Annotated in this window: 16 protein-coding genes; 8 read left to right on the top strand and 8 right to left on the bottom strand. The window is 63.2% G+C overall.

What is annotated here, in order from left to right; genetic code table 11:
- Positions 1 to 111: 111 nt before the first annotated feature.
- The gene (locus tag BTJ49_RS11095; protein ID WP_113065472.1) at positions 112 to 1116 is read right to left on the bottom strand and encodes a class 1 fructose-bisphosphatase; all 1005 of its coding nucleotides are present in this window, start codon (positions 1114 to 1116) and stop codon (positions 112 to 114) included.
- Positions 1117 to 1264: 148 nt separating this feature from the next.
- Here BTJ49_RS11095 and BTJ49_RS11090 point away from each other — a divergent pair, with 148 nt between their 5' ends.
- The 4 genes from BTJ49_RS11090 (at position 1265) to BTJ49_RS11075 (ending at position 5277) form a co-directional block, all read left to right on the top strand.
- A complete protein-coding gene (locus tag BTJ49_RS11090; RefSeq protein WP_113065471.1) occupies positions 1265 to 1897 on the top strand; it encodes a glutathione S-transferase family protein in 633 nt (210 codons plus the stop codon).
- 39 nt (positions 1898 to 1936) lie between these two features.
- Entirely contained in the window at positions 1937 to 2641 is a 705-nt protein-coding gene (locus BTJ49_RS11085; RefSeq protein ID WP_113065618.1) for a YafY family protein, read from the top strand.
- Positions 2642 to 2747: 106 nt separating this feature from the next.
- On the top strand, positions 2748 to 4487 hold the full coding sequence (locus tag BTJ49_RS11080) for a DUF885 family protein (protein WP_240601821.1): 1740 nt from the start codon (positions 2748 to 2750) through the stop codon (positions 4485 to 4487).
- Between the two features lie 172 nt (positions 4488 to 4659).
- On the top strand, positions 4660 to 5277 hold the full coding sequence (locus BTJ49_RS11075; protein ID WP_113065470.1) for an OmpW family outer membrane protein: 618 nt from the start codon (positions 4660 to 4662) through the stop codon (positions 5275 to 5277).
- 90 nt (positions 5278 to 5367) lie between these two features.
- Here the strand turns inward: BTJ49_RS11075 and BTJ49_RS11070 are convergent, their stop codons facing one another.
- Positions 5368 to 5907: an ATPase gene (locus BTJ49_RS11070; protein ID WP_146742328.1), complete on the bottom strand. Its 540-nt coding sequence runs from the start codon at positions 5905 to 5907 to the stop codon at positions 5368 to 5370.
- A gap of 130 nt (positions 5908 to 6037) precedes the next feature.
- On the opposite strand from BTJ49_RS11070, the gene BTJ49_RS11065 reads away from it, so the two are divergent.
- The 3 genes from BTJ49_RS11065 to BTJ49_RS11055 all read left to right on the top strand — a co-directional run bounded on the left by BTJ49_RS11065 (position 6038) and on the right by BTJ49_RS11055 (position 9150).
- Positions 6038 to 6439, top strand: a complete 402-nt coding sequence (locus BTJ49_RS11065) for an MbcA/ParS/Xre antitoxin family protein (RefSeq protein ID WP_113065468.1) — start codon at positions 6038 to 6040, stop codon at positions 6437 to 6439.
- 50 nt (positions 6440 to 6489) lie between these two features.
- The gene (locus BTJ49_RS11060) at positions 6490 to 7194 is read left to right on the top strand and encodes an RES family NAD+ phosphorylase (RefSeq protein ID WP_240151785.1); all 705 of its coding nucleotides are present in this window, start codon (positions 6490 to 6492) and stop codon (positions 7192 to 7194) included.
- A 138-nt stretch (positions 7195 to 7332) separates the two neighbouring features.
- Positions 7333 to 9150 (top strand): chloride channel protein, encoded by a 1818-nt coding sequence (locus BTJ49_RS11055; RefSeq protein WP_206098403.1) that lies wholly within the window; start codon positions 7333 to 7335, stop codon positions 9148 to 9150.
- Between the two features lie 202 nt (positions 9151 to 9352).
- On the opposite strand, the gene guaD is transcribed toward BTJ49_RS11055, so the two are convergent.
- The 6 genes from guaD to BTJ49_RS11025 form a co-directional block, all read right to left on the bottom strand.
- Positions 9353 to 10711, bottom strand: a complete 1359-nt coding sequence (gene guaD, locus BTJ49_RS11050; RefSeq protein WP_113065466.1) for a guanine deaminase — start codon at positions 10709 to 10711, stop codon at positions 9353 to 9355.
- 242 nt (positions 10712 to 10953) lie between these two features.
- Positions 10954 to 12345, bottom strand: a complete 1392-nt coding sequence (gene ntrC, locus BTJ49_RS11045) for a nitrogen regulation protein NR(I) (protein ID WP_113065465.1) — start codon at positions 12343 to 12345, stop codon at positions 10954 to 10956.
- A 33-nt stretch (positions 12346 to 12378) separates the two neighbouring features.
- Positions 12379 to 13389: an ATP-binding protein gene (locus BTJ49_RS11040; RefSeq protein ID WP_113065464.1), complete on the bottom strand. Its 1011-nt coding sequence runs from the start codon at positions 13387 to 13389 to the stop codon at positions 12379 to 12381.
- A 362-nt stretch (positions 13390 to 13751) separates the two neighbouring features.
- Positions 13752 to 15533 (bottom strand): hypothetical protein, encoded by a 1782-nt coding sequence (locus BTJ49_RS11035; protein WP_113065463.1) that lies wholly within the window; start codon positions 15531 to 15533, stop codon positions 13752 to 13754.
- 4 nt (positions 15534 to 15537) lie between these two features.
- The gene (locus tag BTJ49_RS15540; protein ID WP_146742327.1) at positions 15538 to 16608 is read right to left on the bottom strand and encodes a hypothetical protein; all 1071 of its coding nucleotides are present in this window, start codon (positions 16606 to 16608) and stop codon (positions 15538 to 15540) included.
- 273 nt (positions 16609 to 16881) lie between these two features.
- Positions 16882 to 22776 carry a DUF3320 domain-containing protein gene (locus BTJ49_RS11025; protein WP_113065461.1) on the bottom strand — a complete coding sequence of 1965 codons (5895 nt, stop codon included), beginning with the start codon at positions 22774 to 22776 and terminating at the stop codon, positions 16882 to 16884.
- 501 nt (positions 22777 to 23277) lie between these two features.
- On the opposite strand from BTJ49_RS11025, the gene BTJ49_RS11020 reads away from it, so the two are divergent.
- Positions 23278 to 24453 carry an acyltransferase gene (locus tag BTJ49_RS11020; RefSeq protein ID WP_113065615.1) on the top strand — a complete coding sequence of 392 codons (1176 nt, stop codon included), beginning with the start codon at positions 23278 to 23280 and terminating at the stop codon, positions 24451 to 24453.
- The last annotated feature ends 1 nt before the right edge of the window (position 24454 follow it).

Raw genomic sequence — 24454 nt, 5'->3', positions numbered from 1 at the left:
TAGTGAATAGATAGATGAATTAACTTTTACAAGAAAAAACCTTTACAAACAACTAAGAATGAAAAAAATGAAACAAATAAGAATAGATACTTGAATAGATAGTTTGGGTGGTTACACGTCCAGATGATAGCGCTCAGCGGCCTCGACTTCGGCCTTCGAGCCCAGGAACACCGGCACGCGCTGGTGCAGGGCTTCGGGCTGCAGCTCCATGATGCGACCGTGGCCGGTGCTGGCTGCGCCGCCGGCCTGTTCGACGATGAAGGCCATCGGGTTGGCCTCGTACATCAGCCGCAGCTTGCCGCCCTTGGCGGCGATCTTGCTGTCCAGCGGGTAACTGAAGATGCCGCCGCGAGTCAGGATGCGGTGCACATCGGCCACCATCGAGGCCACCCAGCGCATGTTGAAGTCGCGTTCGCGCGGGCCTTCCTTGCCGGCCAGCAGGTCGCCGACGTAGCGCTGCATCGGTGCTTCCCAGTAGCGCTGGTTGGACATGTTCACGGCGAACTCGGAGGTCTCCTCGGGAATCATCGCGTCACGGCGGGTGAGGATGAAGCTGCCGACCTCGCGGTCCAGGGTGAACACGTGGGTACCGTGGCCGAGCGTCAGCACCAGCAGCGTGCTCGGGCCGTAGACCACGTAGCCGGCGGCGACCTGCTGCGTGCCCGGCTGCAGGAACTCGTTCACCGACACGTCCTGCCGATGGCCCTGCGGCCGGCGCAGCACCGAAAAGATGGTGCCCACGGCAATGTTCACGTCGATGTTGGAACTGCCGTCGAGCGGATCGAACAGCAGCAGGTAGCCGCCTTTGGGATAGGCGTCGGGAATCGGCTGCGGGTCGGCCATCTCCTCCGAGGCGCAGGCGGCCAGATGCCCGCCCCAGGCGTTGGCGTCGAGCAGGATCTCGTTGGACAACACGTCGAGCTTCTTCTGCGCCTCGCCCTGCACGTTGTCCGAGCCGGCCTCGCCCAGCACGCCGCCCAGCGCGCCCTTGCCGGTCGCCACGCCGATGCGCTTGCAGGCGCGCGCGACCACTTCCAGCAGCTGGGTCAGGTCGGTGCTGCCGTAGCCGGCGCGGCGTTCCTCGGTCAGGAACTGGGTCAGGGTGATGGACTTCATGGCGGGATTCCGTCGCGGAGAAAGGCGCTATTGTCGCGGACGCGGGCCGCCCCCGAAAGTCGCCGCCCCGTTCAGGCTGCTGACACCACGCTGGCAGCAGGCGCGGTGCATGATGCACGCATCGACCCACCGATCGAGGAGTGATCCCGTGAGCCCGACCCCGTACGTCACTTTTTTCCATGCCCCGCACAGTCGTTCCGGCGGTACCCGCGCCCTGTTCGAGGAGCTGGGCGTGGACTACGACATGCATGTGCTGAACCTGAAGACCGGTACCCAGCGCGATGCGGAATACCTGGCCATCAATCCGATGGGCAAGGTGCCGGCGATCCGCCATGGCGATGCGCTGATCACCGAGCAGCCGGCGGTGATGATGTACCTGGCCGATCTGTATCCGGAGAAAGGCCTGGCGCCGCCGCTGGGCGATCCGCTGCGCGGCCCGTATCTACGTTGGATGGTGTTCTACGGGTCCTGCCTGGAACCGGCGGTCATGGACCATTCGGCCAAGCGCGAACCGGTGCCGGCGATGCAGAGCGGCTACGGCGACTACGACTGCGTGATCCGGGTGCTGGCCGAACAGCTCGAACAGGGGCCGTACCTGCTGGGCGAGCGCTTTACCGCCGCCGATGTGCTGTACGGCTGCGCACTGCGCTGGTTCCTGATGTGGAAACTGGTGCCGGATCTGCCGGTGTTCCGGGCCTACGTCGAGCGCGTGACCTCGCGCGAAGGCATCCAGCGTGCGGATCGCAAGGACGAAGCGCTGGCGGCCAGCCAGGAGGGCTGATCCGTCGCGGCCGGCGGCGACATGCGCGATGATGCGCGCATGCGCCGCGCCGACCGCCTGTTCCAGATCATCCACGCCCTGCGCGGGCGGCGCACCGCCCTGCCCGCGCGCCAACTGGCGGAGCTGCTGGAAGTGTCACTGCGTACGGTCTATCGGGACGTGGCCGATCTGCAGCGCTCCGGTGTGCCGATCGAGGGCGAGGCCGGCGTCGGCTACGTGTTGCGCAAGGGGGCGGATGTGCCGCCTCTGATGTTCCGTCCCGAAGAGCTGGAAGCGCTGGTGGTCGGCGCGCGCTTCGCCCGCGCTTTCGCCGGCACGCGACTGGCCGCCGGCGCGGCCACGGCCATGCGCAAGATCGAGGCGGTGCTGCCCGAGAACCTGCGCGAACGCGCCGATCGCACGCGCATCTTTGCGCCTGTTTTCGAGGATCGGCATCAAGCCGATTTCGCCCGGATCATCGACTGCCTGCACGCCGCCATCGACGCACGGCAGGCGTTGCAACTGTGCTACCGGAATCTGGCCGAGCAACCCAGTGCGCGCGTGGTCGAACCGCTGTGCCTGGCATTCTGGGGCGGCAAGTGGACGCTGGGCGCGTGGTGCCGTATGCGCGGCGATTTCCGCAACTTCCGCCTCGACCGCATCAGCGTCATCGACGATGCCGACGAATGTTTCGAGGACGATCCGGCGCGCGGCCTGCAGGCGTATCTGGCCGCCGTCCGTCGCCGCCCGCACGCGCCGGGCTGAGCGCGACGAACCTTCGGCACGTGCCCGCGCCGGTCGGGTCTGCGATCATCGCCGAATGGGTGTTCACGCAGGCAGAAACATGATGAAGCAGTGGCTGGGCTGGATGATGGCGGGCGCGTTGCTGGTGGCGCCGCTGGCGCACGCGCAGGCGACGTCGCCGGATGCGCGCTTCAAGGCCATCTACCAGCAGGAATGGGCCTGGCGCAGCGGCGCCTCGCGCGGACCGGCCAGCATGGATCTGCCCGACAACAGCCGTCTGGACACGGTCGACGCCGCCGATCAGGCCAAGCGACTGGCGTACTGGAAGAAGGTGCTGGCCGAACTGGACGCGCTCGACGTGGATGCACTCTCGCCCGCCGAGCGCATCAACTATGCGGTCTACCATCGCCAGATCGCCAACTTCGTCGCCGACGGCAACTTCAAGGCTTGGCAGATGCCGTTCAACAGCGATTCGGCGTTCTGGTCGGACCTGGGCTATGAACTGAATGCCGGTCGCCTGCACACGCCGGCCGACTATCGCGCGTACCTGGCCAAGCTGCGCCAGGTACCGCGCTACTTCGCGCAGCAGGAAGCCAACATGAAGTTGGGGCTGGCGCGAGGATTCAGCGTGCCGCGTGCCGTACTGGACGGGCGCGACAAGTCGATCGCCTCTGTGGCCCACCTTACGGACCCGACCCGCAGCAGCTTCTACAAACCGTTCGAGCACCTGCCGGCGAGCCTGTCGGCGGACCAGGCGCAAGACCTGAAGAACCGTGCGCTGTCGGTCATTCGCGACGACGTGATTCCTGCCTACGCCGGACTGCTGAAATTCTTCGACGACACCTATGTGCCGAACGCGCGCACCACGCTGGCCGCCGAGGCGCTGCCGGACGGCAAGGCGTATTACCGTCAGCAGATCCGCGCCTTCACCACCTTGGATCTGACGCCGGATGCCATTCACGCGATCGGTCTGAAGCAGGTCGCGAAGATCCACGCGCAGATGCTGGCGACGATGCGCAAGACGGGTTTCCAGGGCGGTTTCGCCGAGTTTCTGACCTATCTGCGCACCAACCCGAAGTTCTACGCGAAGACGCCGCAGGAACTGCTCGACAAGACCGCCTGGGTGGCGAAGGAGGTCGATGGCAAGCTGTCGCGCTTCTTCGGCCACCTGCCGCGCGAGCGCTTCACCATCGAACCGGTGCCGGCCGATATCGCGCCGTACTACACCTCCGGTCGCGGCGGTCCGCACGTGTATCTGGTCAACACCTATGATCTGAAGTCGCGCCCGCTGTACAACATGCCGGCGCTGACCTTGCACGAGTCCTATCCCGGCCATGCCCTGCAGCTGGAACTGGCCGACGAGGCCAGGAACCAGCCGGCCTTCCGCCGCGACGGCTACATCTCCGCCTACGGGGAGGGCTGGGCGCTGTACTCGGAATATCTGGGCAACGAGATGGGCATCTACAAGACGCCCTACCAGCGCTTCGGCTTTCTGACCTACCAGATGTGGCGCGCTTGCCGGCTGGTGGTCGACACCGGCATCCATCATCTGGGCTGGAGCCGTCAGCAGGCTGTCGACTATATGCTGAAGAACACCGCGCTCAGCCGTCGCGAGATCGAAAACGAGGTCGACCGCTACATCAGCTGGCCCGGCCAGGCGCTCAGCTACGAGCTGGGCTATCTGGAAATCCGCCGTCTGCGCGCCAAGGCGGAAAAGGCGCTGGGGCCGAAGTTCGACCTGCGTGCGTTCCACGATACCGTGTTGTCGACCGGCTCGGTGCCATTACCGGTACTGGCGCGTCGCATCGATCGCTTCATCACCGAGGGCGGTCCGGAACCGGATTACGGTGCCGAGGGTACGCGCTGACAACGCAGGCAGCGCCGCGGCGCAGCTTTGCATGACTCAATCAAAGGTCTTTCGTGGACCCCTGCGGCAGCGCGTCGCAGGCTGCGTGTACTTGATCCTGGTCAACATTCGCCGGTCTGTCCGGACACACACTCCTCGCCGAAATCCAACGCTGCTACCGAGGAGTACGACAATGAAAAAGTTGATGGGAACCGCACTGGTCGCGGCCATCGCGCTGGCCGGCGTCGGTCAGGCGCATGCTGCCGACGGCGACTGGGTGGTGAAGGTCGGCGCCCATGTGGTGGAGCCGAAGTCCGATAACGGCACCCTCGCGGGCGGCGCCCTGAAGGCGGACATCGGCAGCTCGACGCGTCCGACCATCACGGCCGAGTACTTCTTCACCCCGCACGTGGGGCTGGAAGTGCTGGCTTCGACGCCCTTCCAGCACACGGTGCGCCTGAACGGCGTCAAGGCGGCAACCTTCAAGCATCTGCCGCCGACGATCAGCTTGCAGTATCACTTCCGTCCGCAGGCGACGGTGTCGCCGTTCGTCGGTCTGGGCGTGAACTACACCTACGTGTTCGGCGAACACACCACCGGACCGCTGGCCGGTACCCGCCTGAGCGTGAACGACTCGTTCGGCGTGGCCGCGCATGCGGGCCTGGACTTCCGTCTGAATCCGAAATGGCTGTTCACGGTCGATGCGCGCTGGATCAACATCGACGCCAAGGCCAAGGTCAACGGCGTTTCGGTCGGCACCGTGCATGTCGATCCGTGGGTCTACGGCGTGGCCGTGGGCTACCGCTTCTGAGCGCATCCGGTAGGGGACGGACCCGCGGTCGGCCGGAAACGGTCGGGCGCGGGTTTTTGCATGCTGCATGCACGATGCGGAAAAGCGCGCTCAATGTGCGGTCGCTGCGCGCGGACGGTCGCTGAAGCGCGCGAACCGCGTCACCTGTTCCGTGATGACCCGGTCGACGGCGGGGGCGACGTCGCTCAGCTGACTCAGGGACGATCCGTTGACGCGATAATCGACCTCGACGCGCGTGCCGCCGTCATGCGGGGTCAGGGCGAAACGCAGCACGCCCTCCACCGCCATCGTCTGCAGCGGCCCCAATGCGCCCTCCAGCACCAGTGCATGGCCGGGCAGTGCCGCAATGACGCGCGCATGCTCGACTGAACCGCCATTCCAGTGTTCGCAGAAGCAGCCACCGGCGCGTGCCTGCAGGGAAAGATTCTGGGCCTTGCCGGAGAAAGTGTGCGAGGAACTCCACCAGCGGTCGATGCGAAGAAGATCGGCGTAGACCCTTTTCGGCGCATGGGCCACATCGACCTGCACGTGAACGTGGAAACCGTCGGCTGCGTGTTGCACGACGTCGGCTCGGGCGGGTATCGCGAAGATCGGCGTCAGCAGACAAGCCAGTACGAGGATGTTTTTCATGCGCATGCCCGGTTGGCAGTTTGCCTGCCAGTGTACGCAGGAAAAACACGGCGTGAACAACCGGAGGCGCTATGCGCAAAAATTCCACAAATGGAGTAAAGTAGAAAATAACTTCATGTGGAGAAGTTCCATGTCCGCGCTTGCCGCATCCGATTATCCGCTGCATGAGCACGACGGCACCCTCGACGGCCCGGCCCTTCGCGCATTCTTCCGTCTGGCCGAAGCATGGAAACTGCGCGTGGCTGAGCAACGGCGTCTGCTGGGCGACCCGCCGCAATCGACCTTCTACAAATGGAAGCGCGAAGGCGAGGGCGCACTGGGGCGCGATACGCTGGAGCGCATCAGCTATCTGCTCGGCATCTGGAAAGACCTGCAGATTCTGCTGCCGAATCCCGAGCGTGCCGATGCCTGGGTCCGGCGCTCCAACGATGCCGCGCCGTTCGGCGGTCGCAGCGCGCTGGACCGCATGCTTTCCGGCAATGTCGCCGACCTCTACGTCGTGCGCGAGTATCTCGACGCCCAGCGCGGCTGATCCGGGCGCCGTTCTCGGACACTGAGATGCCGGCCAAGCAGACTGAAGTCATGGACGAACCCCCGAAGAAACGCGTGCGATGGACGCACGCCTACCGCATCGTATCCAGCCGTTTTCCGCCGGTCGGTGCCTTCGATCGCATCGCCGAACCGGGCGATCTGGAAGCGCTCTACGCCATCGAGGCGATGACCAATCCGCGACTGCGCCAGGAACTGGGCGAACTGTCGCTGGTGCCCGAGTCGCGCCGCATCAGCGGTCCGGGCAGCACGCCGGTAATGGCGGCCTTCACCCACCTCAACCCGGAAGGAAGCCGGTTTTCCGACGGCAGCTACGGCGTGTTCTACGCCGCGCACCGCGTCGCCACGGCGATCGAGGAAACCGTCTATCACCGCGAATGCTTCCTGGCCGCCACGCGCGAGCCACCGATCCATCTGCAGATGCGCTGCTACCGCACGTCGATCTCGGCCACCCTGCACGACCTGCGCGGCGGCTGGCCGAAGGCGCATGATCCGGACGATTACGGATATGGTCAGGCGCTGGGCAGGAGACTTCGCCGCCATGGCAGCAACGGCATCGTCTACGACAGCGTGCGCGATGTCGGAAGCCAGTGTGTGGCTGCGTTCTATCCGGATGTGGTTGCACCGTGCGTGCAGGCTGGTCACTACATCTACCGCTGGGATGGCACGCGCATCAGTGCCGTGCTGGAAGTGGCTTCGGTGACGCAGCGGGTCGACGGTTCCAGCGCCAAACCCTGAATCGAACGCACGCTTCGCGTTCCGCTGCGTTGCAATGCATGGCCGCAGGGCGGAGGATGGGTGAGTTGAGCGCTTGCAGGATGCAGGCGAAAGCGGCCGCGCGGAGATTCGCGCTGAATGGATGTCGAGGAGGCAGGCGTGCGCAAGAACATCGTCATGGGGCAACGCGATATGGTGCGCGAAGCGCGCATCGAGGCGGGCATGGCCCTGATGGCGGTCGCGGTCGGGGTGGTCGCGGGGTTCGGCGCGCTGGCGTTCCGCGCATTGATCGCGCTGTTCCACAACCTGTTCTTCTTCGGGCGCTTCAGCACGGCGTTCGATGCGCTCAAGCACGCCGAAGCCAGTACATGGGGCGCGTGGATCATCGCCGTGCCGATCGTCGGCGCGCTCATCGTCACGTTCCTGGTCAAGACGTTCGCGCCGGAGGCCAAGGGCCATGGCGTGCCGGAAGTGATCGATGCGGTGCACTTCAAGCGCGGCTTCATCCGTGCGCCGGTGGCGCTGATCAAGGCGCTGGCGTCCTCCATTTCCATCGGTTCGGGCGGCGCGGTCGGCCGCGAGGGACCGATCATCCAGATCGGCGCGACCTTTGGTTCGATGCTGGCGCGCTGGACGCGCATTCCGGAATGGCAGCGCCTGGCCCTGATCGCCTGCGGTGGCGGCGCGGGCATTGCCGCGACCTTCAACACGCCGATCGGCGGCGTGCTGTTCGCCACCGAGATCCTGCTGGTCGAGATCAGCGCGCGCACGCTGATCCCGGTGATGATCGCGACCGGCACCGCCAGCCTGATCGGGCGCGCCTTCTTCGGTGATCATCCATCCTTCATCCTGCCGCCGCTGGTGCTGGATCACCCGGTGCTGGGTTCGGGCATGCCGGCGCTGGCCGCGTACGTGGTGCTCGGTCTGCTGACCGGCGTGGCGGCGATGGCGTTCACGCGCTCGATCTACTGGTTCGAGGATCTGTTCCAGCGCATGCCCGGTAACGACTACCTGCGCCACGTGATCGGCATGGCCATCGTCGGCGTCATGATGTACCTGCTGCTGCAGCATGCCGGGCACTACTACGTCGAGGGCGTGGGCTACGCCACCATCCAGGACATCCTCAACGGCGGCCTGACCGCGGGCGGACTGGTCCTGCTGCTGGCGGTGCTGAAGTTGCTGGCGACCTCGCTGACACTGGGCTCGGGCGCGTCGGGCGGCGTGTTCTCGCCGGCGCTGTTCATCGGCGCGACGCTAGGCGCGGCCTTCGCCGCCGGCCTGCATGTGCTGTTCCCGGGCGTCGACATCAGCCCCGCGACTACGGCGGTGATCGGCATGGCCTGCATGGTCGGCGCCAGCACCGGCGCGGCGGTTACGGCGGTGGTGATGATCTTCGAGATGACGCGCGACTACCACGCGATCATCCCGCTCATCATCAGCGTGTCCGTGGCCTATTCGGTGCGCCGTCTGTTGATGGTGGACACCATCTACACGATGAAGCTGAGCCGGCGCGGACAGCGCATTCCGGTGGCGATCCAGAGTCAGCTCTATCTGGCTCGGCGCGCGCTGGAATTCATCCGTGCGCCGTTCACGTGCCTGGATGCGGACGCCACGCTGGGAATGGCGCTGGACCTTCGCCGTGGCCATTACCGCACACCGCGCGTGGTGCTGGTGGAGAATGGCCGGCTGGTCGGCGTGGTGCCTGCGCGCATCCTGCGTGCGGCGCGGCGCGGGTTGGAGCGCGATCTGCCTCTGCGCGATCTGGCCGATACGCACGTGGCCGTGGTGCAGAGCGACATCCGCGTGTTCGACCTGATCGCCGCGTTGCGCCAGCAGCAATGCCGCAACGCCATCATGACCCGCGACGGCGCGATGGAGAACGCCGGTAGTGTGGTCGGTGTGGTGACGTGGGAAGACCTGGTCGAGAACACCAATCTGTCCGACTATCTCGATCACGGGCGCACGTCGGATACCTGACGATTCGAGCTGCAAGATCGCATCCGTCGCGATGGCGATGCGCTCGTCGGGGTGACGGTGGAACCCGCGTTCGTTCGCTGGAGTCTCGCAGCACGTTTTGGTGCGCTTACCTGGATCCGTGGCCGGGTCGCAGCGATTGCCGGTACGTGTCCCCCAAGAGGTGAGACGTCGCATGGACCGGATCGTGCGACGCGATGTCGGTTCAGAGCACGCGGCGCGTGACCGGTTCGCCGTGATCGCGGTCGTGGCGCAGGATGCCGGCGATCCAGGTGGCGCGCACGGCGCGGTCGTCGCCGAGGGTCATCAACACGGCGAGCGCCTCATCCAGACTGTCGACATGCTGCATGCGCGCGGCCATCAGCGGCGTGGCGCGCAGGTCGAGCACGGCCAGATCCGCTTCCATGCCTGGCGCAATGCTGCCGATCCGATCGTCCAGGTGCAGCGCGTGGGCGCCGCCGCGGGTGGACAGATACAGCGCGTGCGCCGGCGAGAGCGGTGCGTCGCGCAGCTGTGCCACCTTGCCGGCTTCGTCCATGGTGCGCAGCATCGAGAAGCTGGTCCCGGCGCCGAGATCGGTGCCCAGTCCGACCCGTACCGGCCGTTCCGCGCGTTTGGCGGCGGCCAGATCGAACAGGCCGCTGCCGAGGAACAGGTTCGAGGTCGGGCAGTGCGCCAGCGCGGTGTCGCTGTCGTGGCAGCGTCCGTATTCGCGCTCGCATAGATGAATGCCGTGCGCGTAGATTGCGCGCGGGCCGAGCAGGCCGAAGCGGTCGTAGACGTCCAGATAGTCGCGCGCGTCCGGGAACAGCTCGCGCACCCAGTCCACCTCGGCACGATTCTCGGACAGATGGGATTGCACGAAGCAGTCGGGATGCTCGCGCCACAGCGCACCGGCCGCTTCGAGCTGCGCCGGCGAGCAGCTCGGCGCGAAGCGCGGCGTGATGGCGTAGCCGAGCCGACCCTGTCCGTGCCAGCGTGCAATCAGCGCGGCGGAGTCGTCGTAGCCGGATTGCGCGGTGTCGCACAGCGCCGGCGGTGCGTGACGATCCATCAGCACCTTGCCGGCGACGAGCCGCATATCCAGTCCCTGCGCGATCTCGAACAGCGCGTCCACCGATTGCGGGTGCACGGTGCAGAACACTGCCGCGCTGGTGATGCCGTTGCGCAGGTTCTCGCCCAGGTACAGCCGCGCCATGGCGCGGGCGTGATTGATGTCGGCGTAGGCCTGCTCGGCGGGGAAGGTGTAGCGCTCGAGCCAGTCCAGCAGCGGCAGGCCGCGCGCACCAATAATCGGCAACTGCGGATAGTGCACGTGCGTGTCGACGAAGCCGGCAGTGATCAGCGCGTGCGGATAGTGTTCGATCGGCGTGTCGGCCGGCAGCCGCGGCAGCAGCTCGGCAGCAGGCCCGATGGCGTCGATCTGGCCGTCCCGCATCACCACCAGCGCATCGCGCTCGTACTGCAGGCTGGCGTCGAGACCGTCGACGAACGGATCGCCGCGGAAGCTGAGCACGTCGCCGCGCAGGGCCGTGCAGGGAGAATCGGAAGCGGGCTGGGTCATGGATTTGATGACACGGAAACTCGGCGCAAGCCTAGCAGCCCGGCGCGGGCATGGCGCATGGTGTGATCGATGTTCTTCATGCTGCGTCGCTTGCGCGGTCTGTCGGGCCGCGAACTGCGGTGAACAGGTCGCGCCATCGAAGCGTTCGTGCTTGGGCGAGTCTGTGCGTAAGCGGCGTAGCCGATGTGGGCATGCAGAGGCGTGATCGCCCAGGTTCAGGCGCAGCACGCGATCACGAAGGATTATCCGTCATGCGGCTTGCGTGTGCGCGAAGCGCCCAGTTTGCGCGTCAGCGTGTTGCGGCCCACGCCCAGCGCTTCGGCGGCGTGGCCGCGATGGCCTTCGTGCGCGGCCAGCGCGGTTTCCAGAAGTGTGCGGTCCAGCGTGTCGCGGGCGCGGGCGTGGATGTCCGCTTCGCCGTCGGCCAGCGCCTGCTCGGCCCAGGCACGCAGGCCCTCGCTCCAGATTTCGCCGGGTGGCGGCGCGGGTTCGTCGCGGCCGCGGCCGAGGTCGGCGGGGCGGATCTCTGCGCCGGGCGCGATCACTGCCAGTCGGCGGCAAAGGTTCTCCAGTTCACGCACGTTGCCGGGAAAATCCTGTCGAGCCAGCGCGCGCAGGGCCGAGGCGGCGAAGCGTTTCGGCGCGACTTTCAGTTCGCGTGCGGCGGCAGTGAGGAAATGCCGCGCCAGCAGCGGGATGTCATCGCGGCGCTGGCGCAGCGCCGGCAGGGCGATGCGCACCACATCCAGGCGATGCTTGAGATCGGCGCGGAAACGGCCCTCGCCGATCAGTGCGTCCAGGTCCTGATGCGTGGCGGCAACAATGCGCACGTCGCAGCGCAGCAGTTCGCGGCCGCCGACGCGGTAGAACTCGCCCTCGGCCAGCACGCGCAGCAGGCGTGTCTGCAGCGATGCCGGCATGTCGCCGATCTCGTCCAGAAACAGCGTGCCGCCCTCGGCCTGTTCGAAACGGCCGGCATGGCGACGAGTCGCGCCGGTGAAGGCGCCGGCCTCGTGGCCGAACAGTTCACTCTCCAGCAGTTCGGCGGGAATAGCGGCGGTGTTCAGGGCCACGAACGGCCGCTCTCGGCGCGTGCTTTCGGCGTGCAGTGCGCGCGCGGCCAGTTCCTTGCCGGTGCCGGTCTCACCGGTGATCAGCACGTTGAGATCGCTGGCAGCGACGCGTCCGATCAGGCGGAACACCTCGCGCATGGCGGCGCTTTCGCCGAGCAGGGCGTCGGCCGGTGCGTCGGGGACGACGGGATCTTCGGTCGGTGCTTCGGTTAGCGCGCGCGCGACCGCTTCCACGGCCTGATCCAGATCGAACGGCTTGGCCAGGTAGTCGAGGGCGCCGGCGCGGTAGGCGGCGGCGGTGGTGGCGATGTCGGTGAACGCACTCATCACGATGACTGGTGTCTCGCTCTGCGCGCGCAGTTCGCGCAGCAGGGTCAGGCCGTCCTCACCGGGCATGCGCACGTCGGTCAGCAGTAGCGCCGGCGCGCCGGCGGGCAAGGCGGCGCGCACCGCCTCGGCGCTGCCGAACTCACGCACTTCGTGGCCGGCGTCGCGCAGGGCGGCAGCCAGCACGAAACGCACGTTGCGGTCGTCGTCGGCGATCCAGATTTCACGGTTCATGGGCAGTCGCCACTCTATCGAGGTCGGGTTGCGTCAGGCATGTGCGTCGCCCAGCGGCAGGTACAGGGAAAAAACGGTGTTGCCGGGTCGGCTGCTGCAGCGCAGTTCTCCGCCGTGTTCGTGCGCAGTTTCGCGCGCCAGCGCCAGGCCGAGGCCGGTGCCGTCGGCACGGCCGGAGACCAGTGGCTGGAACAGCGTGTCGCGTAGCGTTTCGGGTACGCCGCCGCCATCGTCGATGACGTCCACGCGCAGCGCCGTACGCAGTATGCGGTCACCGAGGCGCAGGCCGTGTTCGATGCGGGTGCGGAAGGTGAGCGTTTGTGCGCCAGCCTCGACCGCGTTGCGCGCCAGGTTCAGCAGCAACTGCTGCAGGCGGTCGGCGTCACCGGTACCGGCGGGCAGGCTGGGGTCGTAGTCGTGGACGATGCGCGGGGCCTGGGTCTGGCCGTCCAGCACCGCCTCGACGCGGCCCAGCACCGCGTGTATGTCGACCGGACCGAGCTGCGGCCGGCCGCCGTGTCGCAGCAGGCGGTCGGCCAGCGTGGCCAGGCGGTCGGCCTCGGCGATGACCATGCCAGCGAGATCAGCCAGTCCGGCATCGGCGACGCGTCGCTGCAGCAGTTGCGCCGCGCCGCGCAGACCAGCGAGCGGGTTCTTCACCTCGTGCGCGAAGCCGCGCAGCGTGGCCGACAGCGGCGTGTCGGTGCCGGCGTTGTCGCTGAGCGCGTGGACTTCCAGCAGCAGCGTGTCCGGCGCGCGCACCTGCAGATCCAGATCCGCGCGCAAGCTGCCGCCGTGCAGCGTGTGCAGGGTGACCGCGCGCAGGCGCACCTGGGGCTGCTCGGCCAGCACGCGGGCCACCTGCCCGGCGAAACCCGGTTCGGCCACCAGCGCGGAGAAGTCCTGTCCACGCAGGCTGCGCACGCCGACTTCCAGCGTCTCGGCTAGTGCATCGTTCAGCCAGAGCACGCGCAGATTGCGGTCCAGCAAGGCGATGCCGGTGGCCAGGGCTGCGAGAGCATCGGTTGAAAACGGTGCGGGCATTGCACCAATCTAGTGCGATATCGGGTGTCCTGCAATGCGCTGGAACACGTTCGTCGTGTGGGCAAAACACCAATGTCTGTGCGCTATGTACAGACAATGGTGATTCTTCCTCGTACAAACATTGGTGTTTCGTGCCAACAAGGACAACGGCCGCTGAGCGCTACCCTTCTCCTCTGTGCACGTTCAACACTGGACCTACTGGCGTGGGATGCCCTGCAGCGGCTCGGCACCGCGCTACTCCAGCTACAATTGATTTCTGTCGGAAAACGCCTCGACAACTGGTTGACTTGGTAGCTACAGCGCCGCACGTGCTAAGCCGACATCGAGAACGCCGCCTTCGCCGTCAGCGACGCTCTAAGGCGCTACTCACCCCCCCCCCCACCGCGCTGTACAGATTTCAGGCCGATGCCCTCTGCACCCCGTAGCCGTTTTGTGGCACTGGATGGCACGGGAGCTCTATCAGCGCGATTCCCGAGCGGGTGTCGCTGCGAAGGCCCAGCTCCTGGATGCAGCACCTTGGGTCTCCCACTGCCGGACGCAAAGTGCCCCGCTGCGCTTGAGCGGTGCTCTACCGAAGCAGCACCAGATGCTAAAGCCTGTTGGCGCGCGTCGACCGATGCATGTGGCACCACCCCACCTTGGCGTACGCCTGTCCGCTTTTCATTGTTCACATGCGCCCTTGCGCTCGCTGGTGGAGCGGTTGTTGCGCCGAACACCACATGCCCAACGCCGAACGCAATCGCCACAAGCAACGCGAAACAAAGCCAAAAACCGAGATACTTATTTGCCTGACGCCCAATATAGGAACGATTTTCATCGACAGTTGGCGCGACCTGCACTTCCAACTCTCTCGCAATCATGACATGAGCATACATTCTCCTCAGGAGATCCGCAGTCGCTTTCGCGCTTTGTTCAAAACGACTACGCGCGTCCCGACAAGATGCCCATATCGCCAAGGAGCTAAGCACTAGTAGCGTGAGGGCGACCGCCAAGTATTCGACTGAAAAAATCACCTTTAGACCAGTGTCTTTGAGGCCATTGATAACCACGACCGTCAACAGGAAGGTCAGAATTACCAAGACCCCATTGCGAATCGAATCAAGCAAACCCTCAACGAGCGCTTGAGTTTTGTGCGTCGATTCGGCAAGTAACTCAGCAAGTTTATTCCTCACCTCAAGGTAAGTAGCGATGTTTTCCTTGAGGTAGATCTGGTAGTTCGACTGGATTGCATCCCAAATCTCGGGGTGGCTCGGCACATCCTCAAGGCGATCCACACAGAGCGTGATCACGTTACGCGCCAATCCGATTTTGTCTGAATTTCCTTCCGCACCATAGGCCCAATCAGCGACCCTTTGAAAGGTCGCCGCATCGTCGGCTAGGCTTGAGAAGTTGTCCACGGTGCCGGAAAGCAGCTTGTATCCACTGATGCGGTATGACAGCTGATCCCCGCTGAGATCCGAGAAGTTCGACAAAAACATTGCAGATACGACCGCGCTAGCACGGCTAATAAAAGCGTCTATCGTGACCACACCTATGGGTTGGCTGATAGCGAAATCTTGTGGCACCAACGTGCCAAAATTGCTGGTGCGGAAAGCGTTATCGTGGAGGAGAGCCAACGCTCGCTGACGCCAGGCGAAGGGGCTTAAAGTATCCGGGTTAGCTTCCCCAGCCCTGACGAAGGACAACGTTGGACTGCCTCTTCCCGGGGTTTCCGAATAGCACTCAAAGATCAGGCGATCCTGAAAGCGACTGGACAACGCAGTGAGCGCATCCTCAAAAGGCGCGCTCTCAAGATAGGCACCCAACGCCGTCGGCGAATAGACAGAGAGACATTGATCGACGACCTCCTTCAGGATTTCAATCCGAAACGATATAACCTCGCCATCTTCATGATAGCTCTCGATGTGCTCAATTATCTCATCACGTTTGGCTAGCTCTCCAATTAGCTTTCCATCACCAGACACTTCGACTGTCAAGGCAAACCGATCACGGACCGGAAGCTGCGCAAGCGATGAAAAAATGGCATTAGCATACTCGTGCGCTTTAACGGATGTGAGGGCACGCTCGATAGTTACTTCAAACCGATCAAAGCGTTCCGATACGGGATCCGACTCACTTACGGCTTGAAACAGAAGAAACGACATTTCCTTATTCCCAAGGCTTGGATGGGAAATGTTTGCTGGCCCCGGGAGCATCCACGACGACCACCTCTTTCCCGTCTTTCGTTGTGGTTGACCAAATGCGGTCGCTCAGGTGGGCCAGACCTTCATCGTAAGACAGGCTAATACCAGTATTCAGTTGGACCTTGACTTTGTTGTAAGGGACAGCCGCAGGGGCTAGCGTGAAATGGCTATCGAAACCCTTTTTCTTCGGCAATTCGCGAAGCCGCGTCACGAGGTTTGGAAGTTCGCTAGCCAAGTCGTCAGCCACGGGCGAATAAGAAGAAAAGGTCGACGTTACGAACTTATCGAAATCTATTGCACCGGTCTGTTTGAAGGCCGCCACGGAAGCATTTCTTAAAATATTATAGTCAACCGGCGCATATTTCTTTATTTTCTGTAGCGCATGAACGACGTGCTTAATAGCTTCTTTGGTGTTCAATTCATCGCTTCGGACCGGCGCCAGCTCCCACACGTCATTCCACCAGTACACAGATGGCTTTGCGTTCGTATCAAACACCAATGCCTGTTGCGGCTTCCCGTGGGCATCGAAGCCAACTCGGCAAGCCTTGTAGATTTTTTGAGACTCGCCCAACCCCACCCGACGCTTGAAGTCGGTTTCATCGAGGATAGATTGATGCTCCACTTTCACTGCAAGATAGCCAAGCACTCCGGCACTTTTATAGAGAAATTGGAGAAAGCTTCCCCGCTTAACATGCGTGGTTCCGGGGGCCGCCAGATGTCCATATCGTTCATCAGTCGCGATTTCGATACGAAGCAGTCTTGAAGCCAGCGCCTGAGCCGCATCTTTAACCAATGTCTCTGCATCATGGAATTTTGCGAGGGAGACTGCGCATTCGGTCGAGTCGCTGACCAAGGTATAAGCCCGCGATTGCGGTTTTCCGGCAATCTCTGCGAGGAGGATGTCGAGATACACCTCTAGGTCCGAGTCTTCTGGGATTCGAACAGGATCGCAAGTGTTGTTGTCGATATCCAGATGATGCAAGGCCGTTCCAAGGATTTTGGATGCGCCAGGTACTGCTGAAACAATGCTGTCCATAGGTTTTGTCACTCAGCTGTGGGCGCGCATGCGCGGAAGTCTAGGAACAAAATGTCTTACAGGGTGAGAATGGAGCTCTTTGCGGCAGTGTCGAGCAATCATGCATTCCTAGAACATGCAAGGACAATCTATCGGCGCCATCAGGGCACACGCAAATCTTTCCAGACGTGGTTTGAACCGCCTGCAGCTTGATAGATTGAGACCCCTATGCTGGCTGCGGATCTGATCGAGTCGTTTAACGCGACACATCCTTTTTTGCACTAAGCGCCTTGCTTAGGGTCCATTGGTGCCTTGATCGAAAATCTCGTTCAACCTGGTCTTCGCGGCTGCGGAGAGTCTGCGGATTCCAAAGATCCTCGCGACCTCAATCTCCCGCTCTTCTCCTTTCACTGCCATCGCTGCTGCGGCAATCTCCTCTGGCGCCAACTCTTCAACGAATCGCACGTCTTCGTCCTGCTCTGGGACCCGGTAGGTGTTCCAGCGCTCGGCATCGTCTGCTGCAAGCCAAACGAAGTCTCCGTGCTCTGGTTCAAGATCTGGCCGGAAGTGGTACCGACGCTCCGCGAGCTCCAAGACGCGCTCCCGAATGAGACGCCCCGAGCGCTTGAAACCATGCGCTCGTGCGATGCGGTCGACGAGCGCTTTGTCCAGAATCGGGGCTTCCTGTTCCAACACCTGGTGAATGCACTGCAGCAGCGTCGCGTCGTAGGCTGTGTCGTGGAACTTGTCTGGCTCTAGCGTCGCCGTTATGTCCGCGAGATCTGCCTTCCGATACACCCGCTTGGTTGGTGCGTCTGCCTCGCGAACTGGACCACGAGCGACTAACCGTGCGGGCTCTGGCTCCGCAGGTTCTTGAAGACTCGCGCTATCAGCTTCGGTGATGACCTCGTCTTCGCCGACCGGGACTTCCTCTGCATCCCGCTCAACGATCGCATCACCTTCCGCTTCGGCTGCCCTGGCTGCTGCTGCAGCCTCATCTTCCTGCGCCCGTTCCAGCTCCGCTGCCATGGCACGTTGATTGTCGAGTTCGGCACTGATCGCCTCATGCAGCCGAGCCAATGCGCCCTCGCGATTGACCCACCATTCGGTTGACCACACCCGAACCAGCCGCCAGCCAAGCCCGCGAAGTATCTCGCTTCGAACCTTGTCCCGGTCACGAGCGGTGGCGGCACTGTGGTACGTCGCGCCATCGCATTCGACACCAACGAGATAGTCCCCCGGGCGGTCGGGATGAACGACGCCGAGGTCGATACGGAAGCGCGATACGCCGATCTGCGGATGAGTCTCCCAGCCCTTGGCCCGTAGGGCGTCAGCCACGAACTTCTCGAAGGGAGAGTCATAGTCGCCGATAGAACCGTGCACAGCGGCAGTGATGGCCTTGGGACCCCGATCAGCGAACTCGATGAAATGGCGCAGATCCTGTACCGCCCGCGCCGAGGTACGGTTGAGGTCGATCATCGACGGATCAAACGAGGTGAAGACCATCATTTCGCGACGAGCACGGGTGACGGCCACGTTCAGCCGTCGCCAGCCGCCGTCGCGGTTGAGCGGGCCGAAATTCATCGACATCACGTTGGCGCCCGGCTCCGTAGGGCCAAACCCGATGCCGAGAATGATCAGGTCGCGCTCATCACCCTGCATGGTCTCCAGATTCTTGACCACGACAGGCTCCGGCAGGCCGTCGCTGAAGAATGGCTCGATAGCAGGGTGTTCGCGCCGTGCCCGGTCGAGCAGATCATCGACGAGCTGCTGCTGCTCCGCGTTGAGCGTGATGATGCCGATGGACTGCTGGGACGCAATGAAACGGGGATCCGTCAGCCGATTGACGACCTCCTCGACAATCGCCTTGGCCTCGATTTGATTGTGCCGCCCGCCCTTGCCGCGGGCGTAGACACCATCGACCTGACGCCATGAGACCGTGCTCGGTCGGGTGTCGGCGGCCGGGAACGTGATCAGACTACCGCCGTAGTAGCGGTAATTGGAGAAGGTGATCAGACTCTCGTGACGGCTGCGATAATGCCAGGTCAGACTGTGCTGCGGCACGCCAGCACCGATGCACTCATCGAGGATGCTCTCCAGATCCTCGTCGGTGTCGTCCTCACCGGCACTGGTGCCGCGATTGAAGAAGCTAGTGGGTGGCATCTGCCGCGGATCACCGGCGACCACCACCTGCTTGCCTCGGGCGATGGAGCCCACCGCGTCCCAAGGAGCGATCTGCGAGGCCTCATCGAAGATCACCAGATCGAAGAGCTCATGATCGGCAGGAAGATACTGCGCAATCGATAGCGGGCTCATCAACATGCAGGGGGCGAGCATCGTGAAGTCCTGACCCATTTCCTGAGCGAGCTGGCGGACCGGCTTGTGACGGCGCTGCTTCTGCAGCTCGTGTTTGAGGATGCCGAAACCACTGCGCTTCGTCACGCCGTTCTTGTCGGGAATGTTGCCCGACAGCTTTGCGCGGATATAGGCCGACGTGAGGTTAGCCAGTTCATCGACCGCCGCTGTGTAGGCCTCAATATCACTCTGATGTTCGGCCGGTACGAAGTGACAAAGCAAAGGCTCTGCGTCGATCGCCTGGGAAGCGAACCAGCGGGCGTAGGCGACTTCGAAGACATCGGAGACCGATCCATCCGACAACACGTTGCCCTCGATCGCCTCGACAAGGGGCTGCAGACCACAGGCAAGAGCCTCCTGCCTCACGCGCCGCCAACTGCACCAGGCATTCAACGCCTTTTCGTTCTCGACCACCGCCTCGGCACTCGCGAAGAGTTCGGGTACCTGCTTGTTGAGGTCGATGTCGCTACCGGCCGCCTTGCCGAACTGCTCGGTTACATCGAACAGCGACTTGTAGCGGTGGGCCAGCTGACCGATCGCTTCCGCTATCGGACCATCTGGCGCCAGCAAGTCGTTGCCGTCGACCACCAGCTGTTGCACCTCATGGCGCAGCTTCACAAGCTGCTCAGGCGAACCCGCCAGTGGCACCAGGTGTGAACGAAGGCCCTCCGCGAGCCGAATCGCGAAGGCCAGGCGCGTCGCATCAGTACTCAACGCCGACCAGCCAGGAACGTTTTTCAGGTCATAGTCCAGTGCATCGATCTTGGCGACTAGCGCCTTCATCGCGGCCAGCTTCGGAAGATCCGTCTCGACATCCGGCGTAGTCGACGTTCCAGCAGTGACGGCTAGTGCTTTGGCCAACTTCTTCTTAGCCAGGGAAGCAAGGAACCAGAATTTGCCGGAGGCGTCCGCCCAGTCGCTCTGCAGCCTTTCGACGTCGATGCGACGGACGGCCTCGGATGCATAGCTTTGGGAGAGCCCCCTCTCCAACTCCTCGTATTCTTTGAGCAGTGATCCCGCTTGCTGGGCTGCGTCGCGAATCGTCTTGAGTGCGGGGGAGAATGCGAACCGGAGGTCCACTCCATAGGCATCCGGCAAAAGCCTCACAAACTCAAGCAGCTTGGAAGCCACAGGCGTCGAGCCTCCCACCGACAGCCCGGTGTTCTGCACGACGCGGACACATGCCTCATCGCACGCCTTAAGCGCTGCAAGTACGTGCCGGGCGACTGCGACGATGGATTCCTGCCAGGCGTTGGACCATTCAGTTCGTGTCACGAGCGCCATGCGCGCTCCAACACCCTCTGCGGCACCTCGGTTCAGGTCCAGGCGCCGGGCAACGTCGCGAAGTTGCGCCATCTGTGCGGCATCGTGCTCGGTTCCCCCAGGCCATGTCAGCCGCGGAGTCCCTGACGTCGCATCTTTCACAACGCGGCCGATGGCCTCATGCACCGACCAGCCGTTGGGCCAACGCCTGTGCAGCACCTCAACCACTTCGTTGAGGCGATCTCTGAGCGAGCGAACCTTCTCGGCCTGCGAATTCCACTCGGCCTCCGTCAGCGTGTCGCGAGAGGTCCACGCCCGATCCAACTGCCGCAGCACATGCATCTTGGAGGACTTGCTCGAATGCAACTCCAGACAGAACTGGCCGATGCCCTTGTCCTCCAGGCGACGTTTCACGACATCCAGCGCCGCCATCTTCTCGGCCACGAACAGCACGCGCCGGCCCAGAGCCAGGTTGTGCGCGATCATGTTGGCGATCGTCTGCGACTTGCCGGTGCCAGGTGGTCCGTCCAGCACGAAGCTGTGACCTTGAGCCGACGCGACGACAGCAGCCAGTTGCGAGGAATCGGCCGGCAGTGGTGTGAAGAGCTCACCGGGCTCGACCGCAGCATCGAGCTTCTTGGGCTCCGGGAACTCGCCCACAGGCTCCAGCGAGGATCCACCAAGCTTGTGGTGGAGCAGATGCCGGACCACATCGTTCTGCTGCAACTGATCTGATCGATCGATCAGATCGCGCCACATCAGGTACTTGGCGAATGAGAAGGTGCCCAAGACGACATCGGCGGTGACCTCGAAACCAGGCATGTCGCGCACGGCGCGCCGAACCCGATTCCAGATTCCCTCGACGTCGATGCCGCTCTCGTCGGTGGGAAGATCACCGTCCAGACCAGGAATGCTGAGCTGGAAGTCATGGCGCAGGAGTTCCAGCAGCGTCAGATTGAACCTTGGCTCGTCGTCCAGCATGGACATCTTCACCCCGGAGAGCACGCTGCGCCGCTCCAACTTCACCGGCAACAGGATCAAGGGCGCGAAGTAGCTCTTGGGATCGTCCTCTGCCTTCTTCCATCGCAGGAAGCCAACAGCAAGGAACAACGTGTTCGAACCACCCTCTTCAACATCGGACCGAGCTTTGCGGTAGAGATCGATGAGTGCGGCGTCGAGCTTGCCCTTCTCCATGCGGGAGAGCACTTCGTTGCGCGCCATGGCCTGACGGGACGCTTCTTCTTCCAGACTTTCGCGATTGCGCTTCTCGTAGATTTCGCTGTCCCGACCGCCTACTTCAAGATCCGGCATCGGAACGATGCGCACACTCTTGTTGGCGGCGAGTACGTCCTCAAGACCCGCGGGATCGGGACAAACCAGCCGAATCGCCTTGGCGCGGTCAGGCAAATGGAGCAGGCGGTTTCGCGTGGTCAGGTCCAGGAGCTTGCGTTGCCACAGCTCCAATTTGTCGGCCGGCGTCGCCGGAGTTTCTTCAACCTCGACATCAAAACCCGGCAGCTCAGGCGCCGATTCAAGCGCTTCACTCGCCTTTGGGGCACTTTGCTCGGGTGGCGCCTCTGAGGCCTGGGCGGTCACCGTAAGCGGCCTTAGCTTCTGCATACGGGCCCGACGCAGATCCACCGCCATCACGAAATCTTCATCGGTCAGCTGGCGCTTGGCCGTATCCACCGCGTGGCTGAACCCCGGGGCGGGGGACTGGGTGGCTAGCGTGGTCTCGAAGACGAGCAGTTCCTGCAATTCGATGCGCTTGCGCACCGAGGAAGCGTCCTCATTGAGGACTTGCGCAAACTCCTGAGGCTGTAGCCATACCCCGGTGAATGCGTGCCCCTTGGTCATCAGCAGGACCGGGTTCAGCCCCGCCTGTTCGAGTGCAGCGGCGAAGAGCAAGGCCGTATCGAGGCATGTACCAACGCTGCCATCGAGCACCTGTGAAGGCGATCGGATCTTCTGCCCCTCCTGCTCAAAGCTCGCCGGAGGAAGCACATAGCTGATCTGGTAGCCGCAGACTGCAGACCAAACCGCCGAAGCGAGCTCCCAGACCCGTTGTCGCGAGCCTGCGTTGTAGCCGTCAATGCCATCAGGGCGACCGGCTCGACGCAGGACACCGGACGTGCTCTTGAGCACCTTGTCGACCGCGGGGTCATTCGGCATGCAGAACGCTGCGAGGAGCTCCGGCATGCTGCCCGCGCCACCCCACTGACTGCGTGCCAGTAGCTCAACCGGGAATCGCCTCTCTGCCACCACGTCCGTGCCGGACCGCAAGCGCAGATATACGGCCGCCTGCATGCTCTCGGTCAGGTCGGACAAATACCCTTCCTTGAGCTCAACATCCCGGTCAGGGATGGCCAGTGAGGACCCGGGCGCCAATCGATCGATCCGCCACGTCTTCGCAGAAGCGAACGGAAGGCTCGGCTCCAGCTCCAGGACCAGATCGTCCAGCCCTTCCTCACCCTCGTGCTGGATGGTCAGTTGCCGCAGCAGCGGCACCGCGTTCTGGTGCGACGCCAGCCCAAGCTTGGTGCTGACGATGCCCTCGATTGAAATCTCCATAGCCCCCTTCCCTTCGATACCGCTCCAACAACGGAATCATAGGCCGGTGAACCACAACTTTCGAATCTGAGTTTTGGCGACGAACCAACCGTACCTAAGTTCGGCGATGCTTGTTTAAGCACATAAAGGTGTTCCGCAACATGGCGGAAGATGCGTGTCCACTTCCTAAGGAAACCACACAGCTGGGCGCGCAGGTAATCCATGCCGAATTCTTGGGCGGCGGCCTGCCTGCCTGCAAACAGGCCATACTTACGATGTTTGTGCCACAAGAAAAATAATATAAAACAACCATTTAAATTATTGTTGTAGCCGGCTATCGGGTCCTTCCTTGCCGTCCCGGCGCGTGTTGGCTCGGACGGTTATGCCGCGAAGGTTGCGATGCGTTGTGCGTCGACGCTTCGATCTGGGACGATGCTGCGACTCGAAGTCGGCATGTTCGTCGCTGGTTTGGTTCGCGGCGCGTGTGCAACATACTCTCTGCTCCACCCGAGCACGCCACCGATGATGCCCAACGCCGCTTTCCCGTCTCATCGCAACGCCGGCATCGACCTGCTGCGCGGTGTGTCGATCCTGCTGGTGGTGATGAATCACATCGGCCTGCGCATCCCGCTTCATCACACGGGTCTTGCCGGGGTGCTGCCAGCATGGTTTCTGAAGGCGCTGATCTACAACGGTCTGCCGGCGGTGTATGTGTTCTTCGTGGTGTCTGGCTTCCTCATCACGCGCAACGCGCTGCAACGATGGGGGACGCTCGGAGCAGTGCATCTGCGCGACTTTTACGTGCGGCGTTTCGCGCGCATCGTGCCGTTGCTGGTGATGCTGATCGCGGTGCTCGGACTGTTGCACGAGCTTGGCGTACACGACTACGTGATCCACCGCTCGACGCAATCGCTGGGTGGTGCGGTCGCCTCGGCGTTCGGTCTGTATCTGAATGTGTACGAGGCGCATACCGGCTATTTGCCCGGCAACTGGGATGTGCTGTGGTCGCTGTCGATCGAGGAGTTGTTCTATCTCGGTTTCCCGTTGCTGTGTCTGCTGCTGCGGCGTGTGCGCTTCATGGCGCCGCTGTTGGTGCTGCTGGTGCTGTCGCTGCCGTACACGCGCGGTCTGGCTGCGGGCAACGAGATCTGGATGGAGAAAGCGTATCTGCCGGGGATGTCGGCGATCGCCAGCGGCGTGCTCGGCGCGTTGCTGGCCGCGCGCTGGCAGGCTTCCGCTTCGGCAGCAAGGGCGATGGTCATCGGCGGCGGGCTGGTGCTGACCGGATTGCTGCTCCGAGGCGATCTGCTGTGGCCGTATCTGGGCAACGGCGTCATGTTGCTGCTGGTGCTGTCGACCGTGACGCTGGTGCTGGGCCTGCATGCGCGCGCGGCCGTAGCGCCGGCTGCACGGCGGCCGCTTCCGGGTTTCGGCTGGCTGCGTGCTTGCGGACGGCTCAGTTACGAGATCTATCTGACTCACATGTTCGTGGTCTTCGTGGCCGTGGATCTTTATCGTGCAGTGGGTCGACCCTTGGCGACGGGTTTTCTGTGGTATCCACCGATTCTGCTGCTGGCCGGAGGCCTGGGTTGGGTCGTGGCGCGCTGGATTTCACAACCTTGCGAACGCGGTCTGCGTGCACGCTGGTTGCGTTCCGCGTCGACCGGCGTAGTCGCATCCGGGCGCGTGGCGACCTAGC

It is taken from the genome of Oleiagrimonas sp. MCCC 1A03011 (assembly GCF_003267965.1).
Lineage (GTDB): Bacteria > Pseudomonadota > Gammaproteobacteria > Xanthomonadales > Rhodanobacteraceae > Oleiagrimonas > Oleiagrimonas citrea.
Note: the sequence above shows the minus strand (reverse complement) of the source record. Positions and strands in the feature narration are given on the sequence as shown.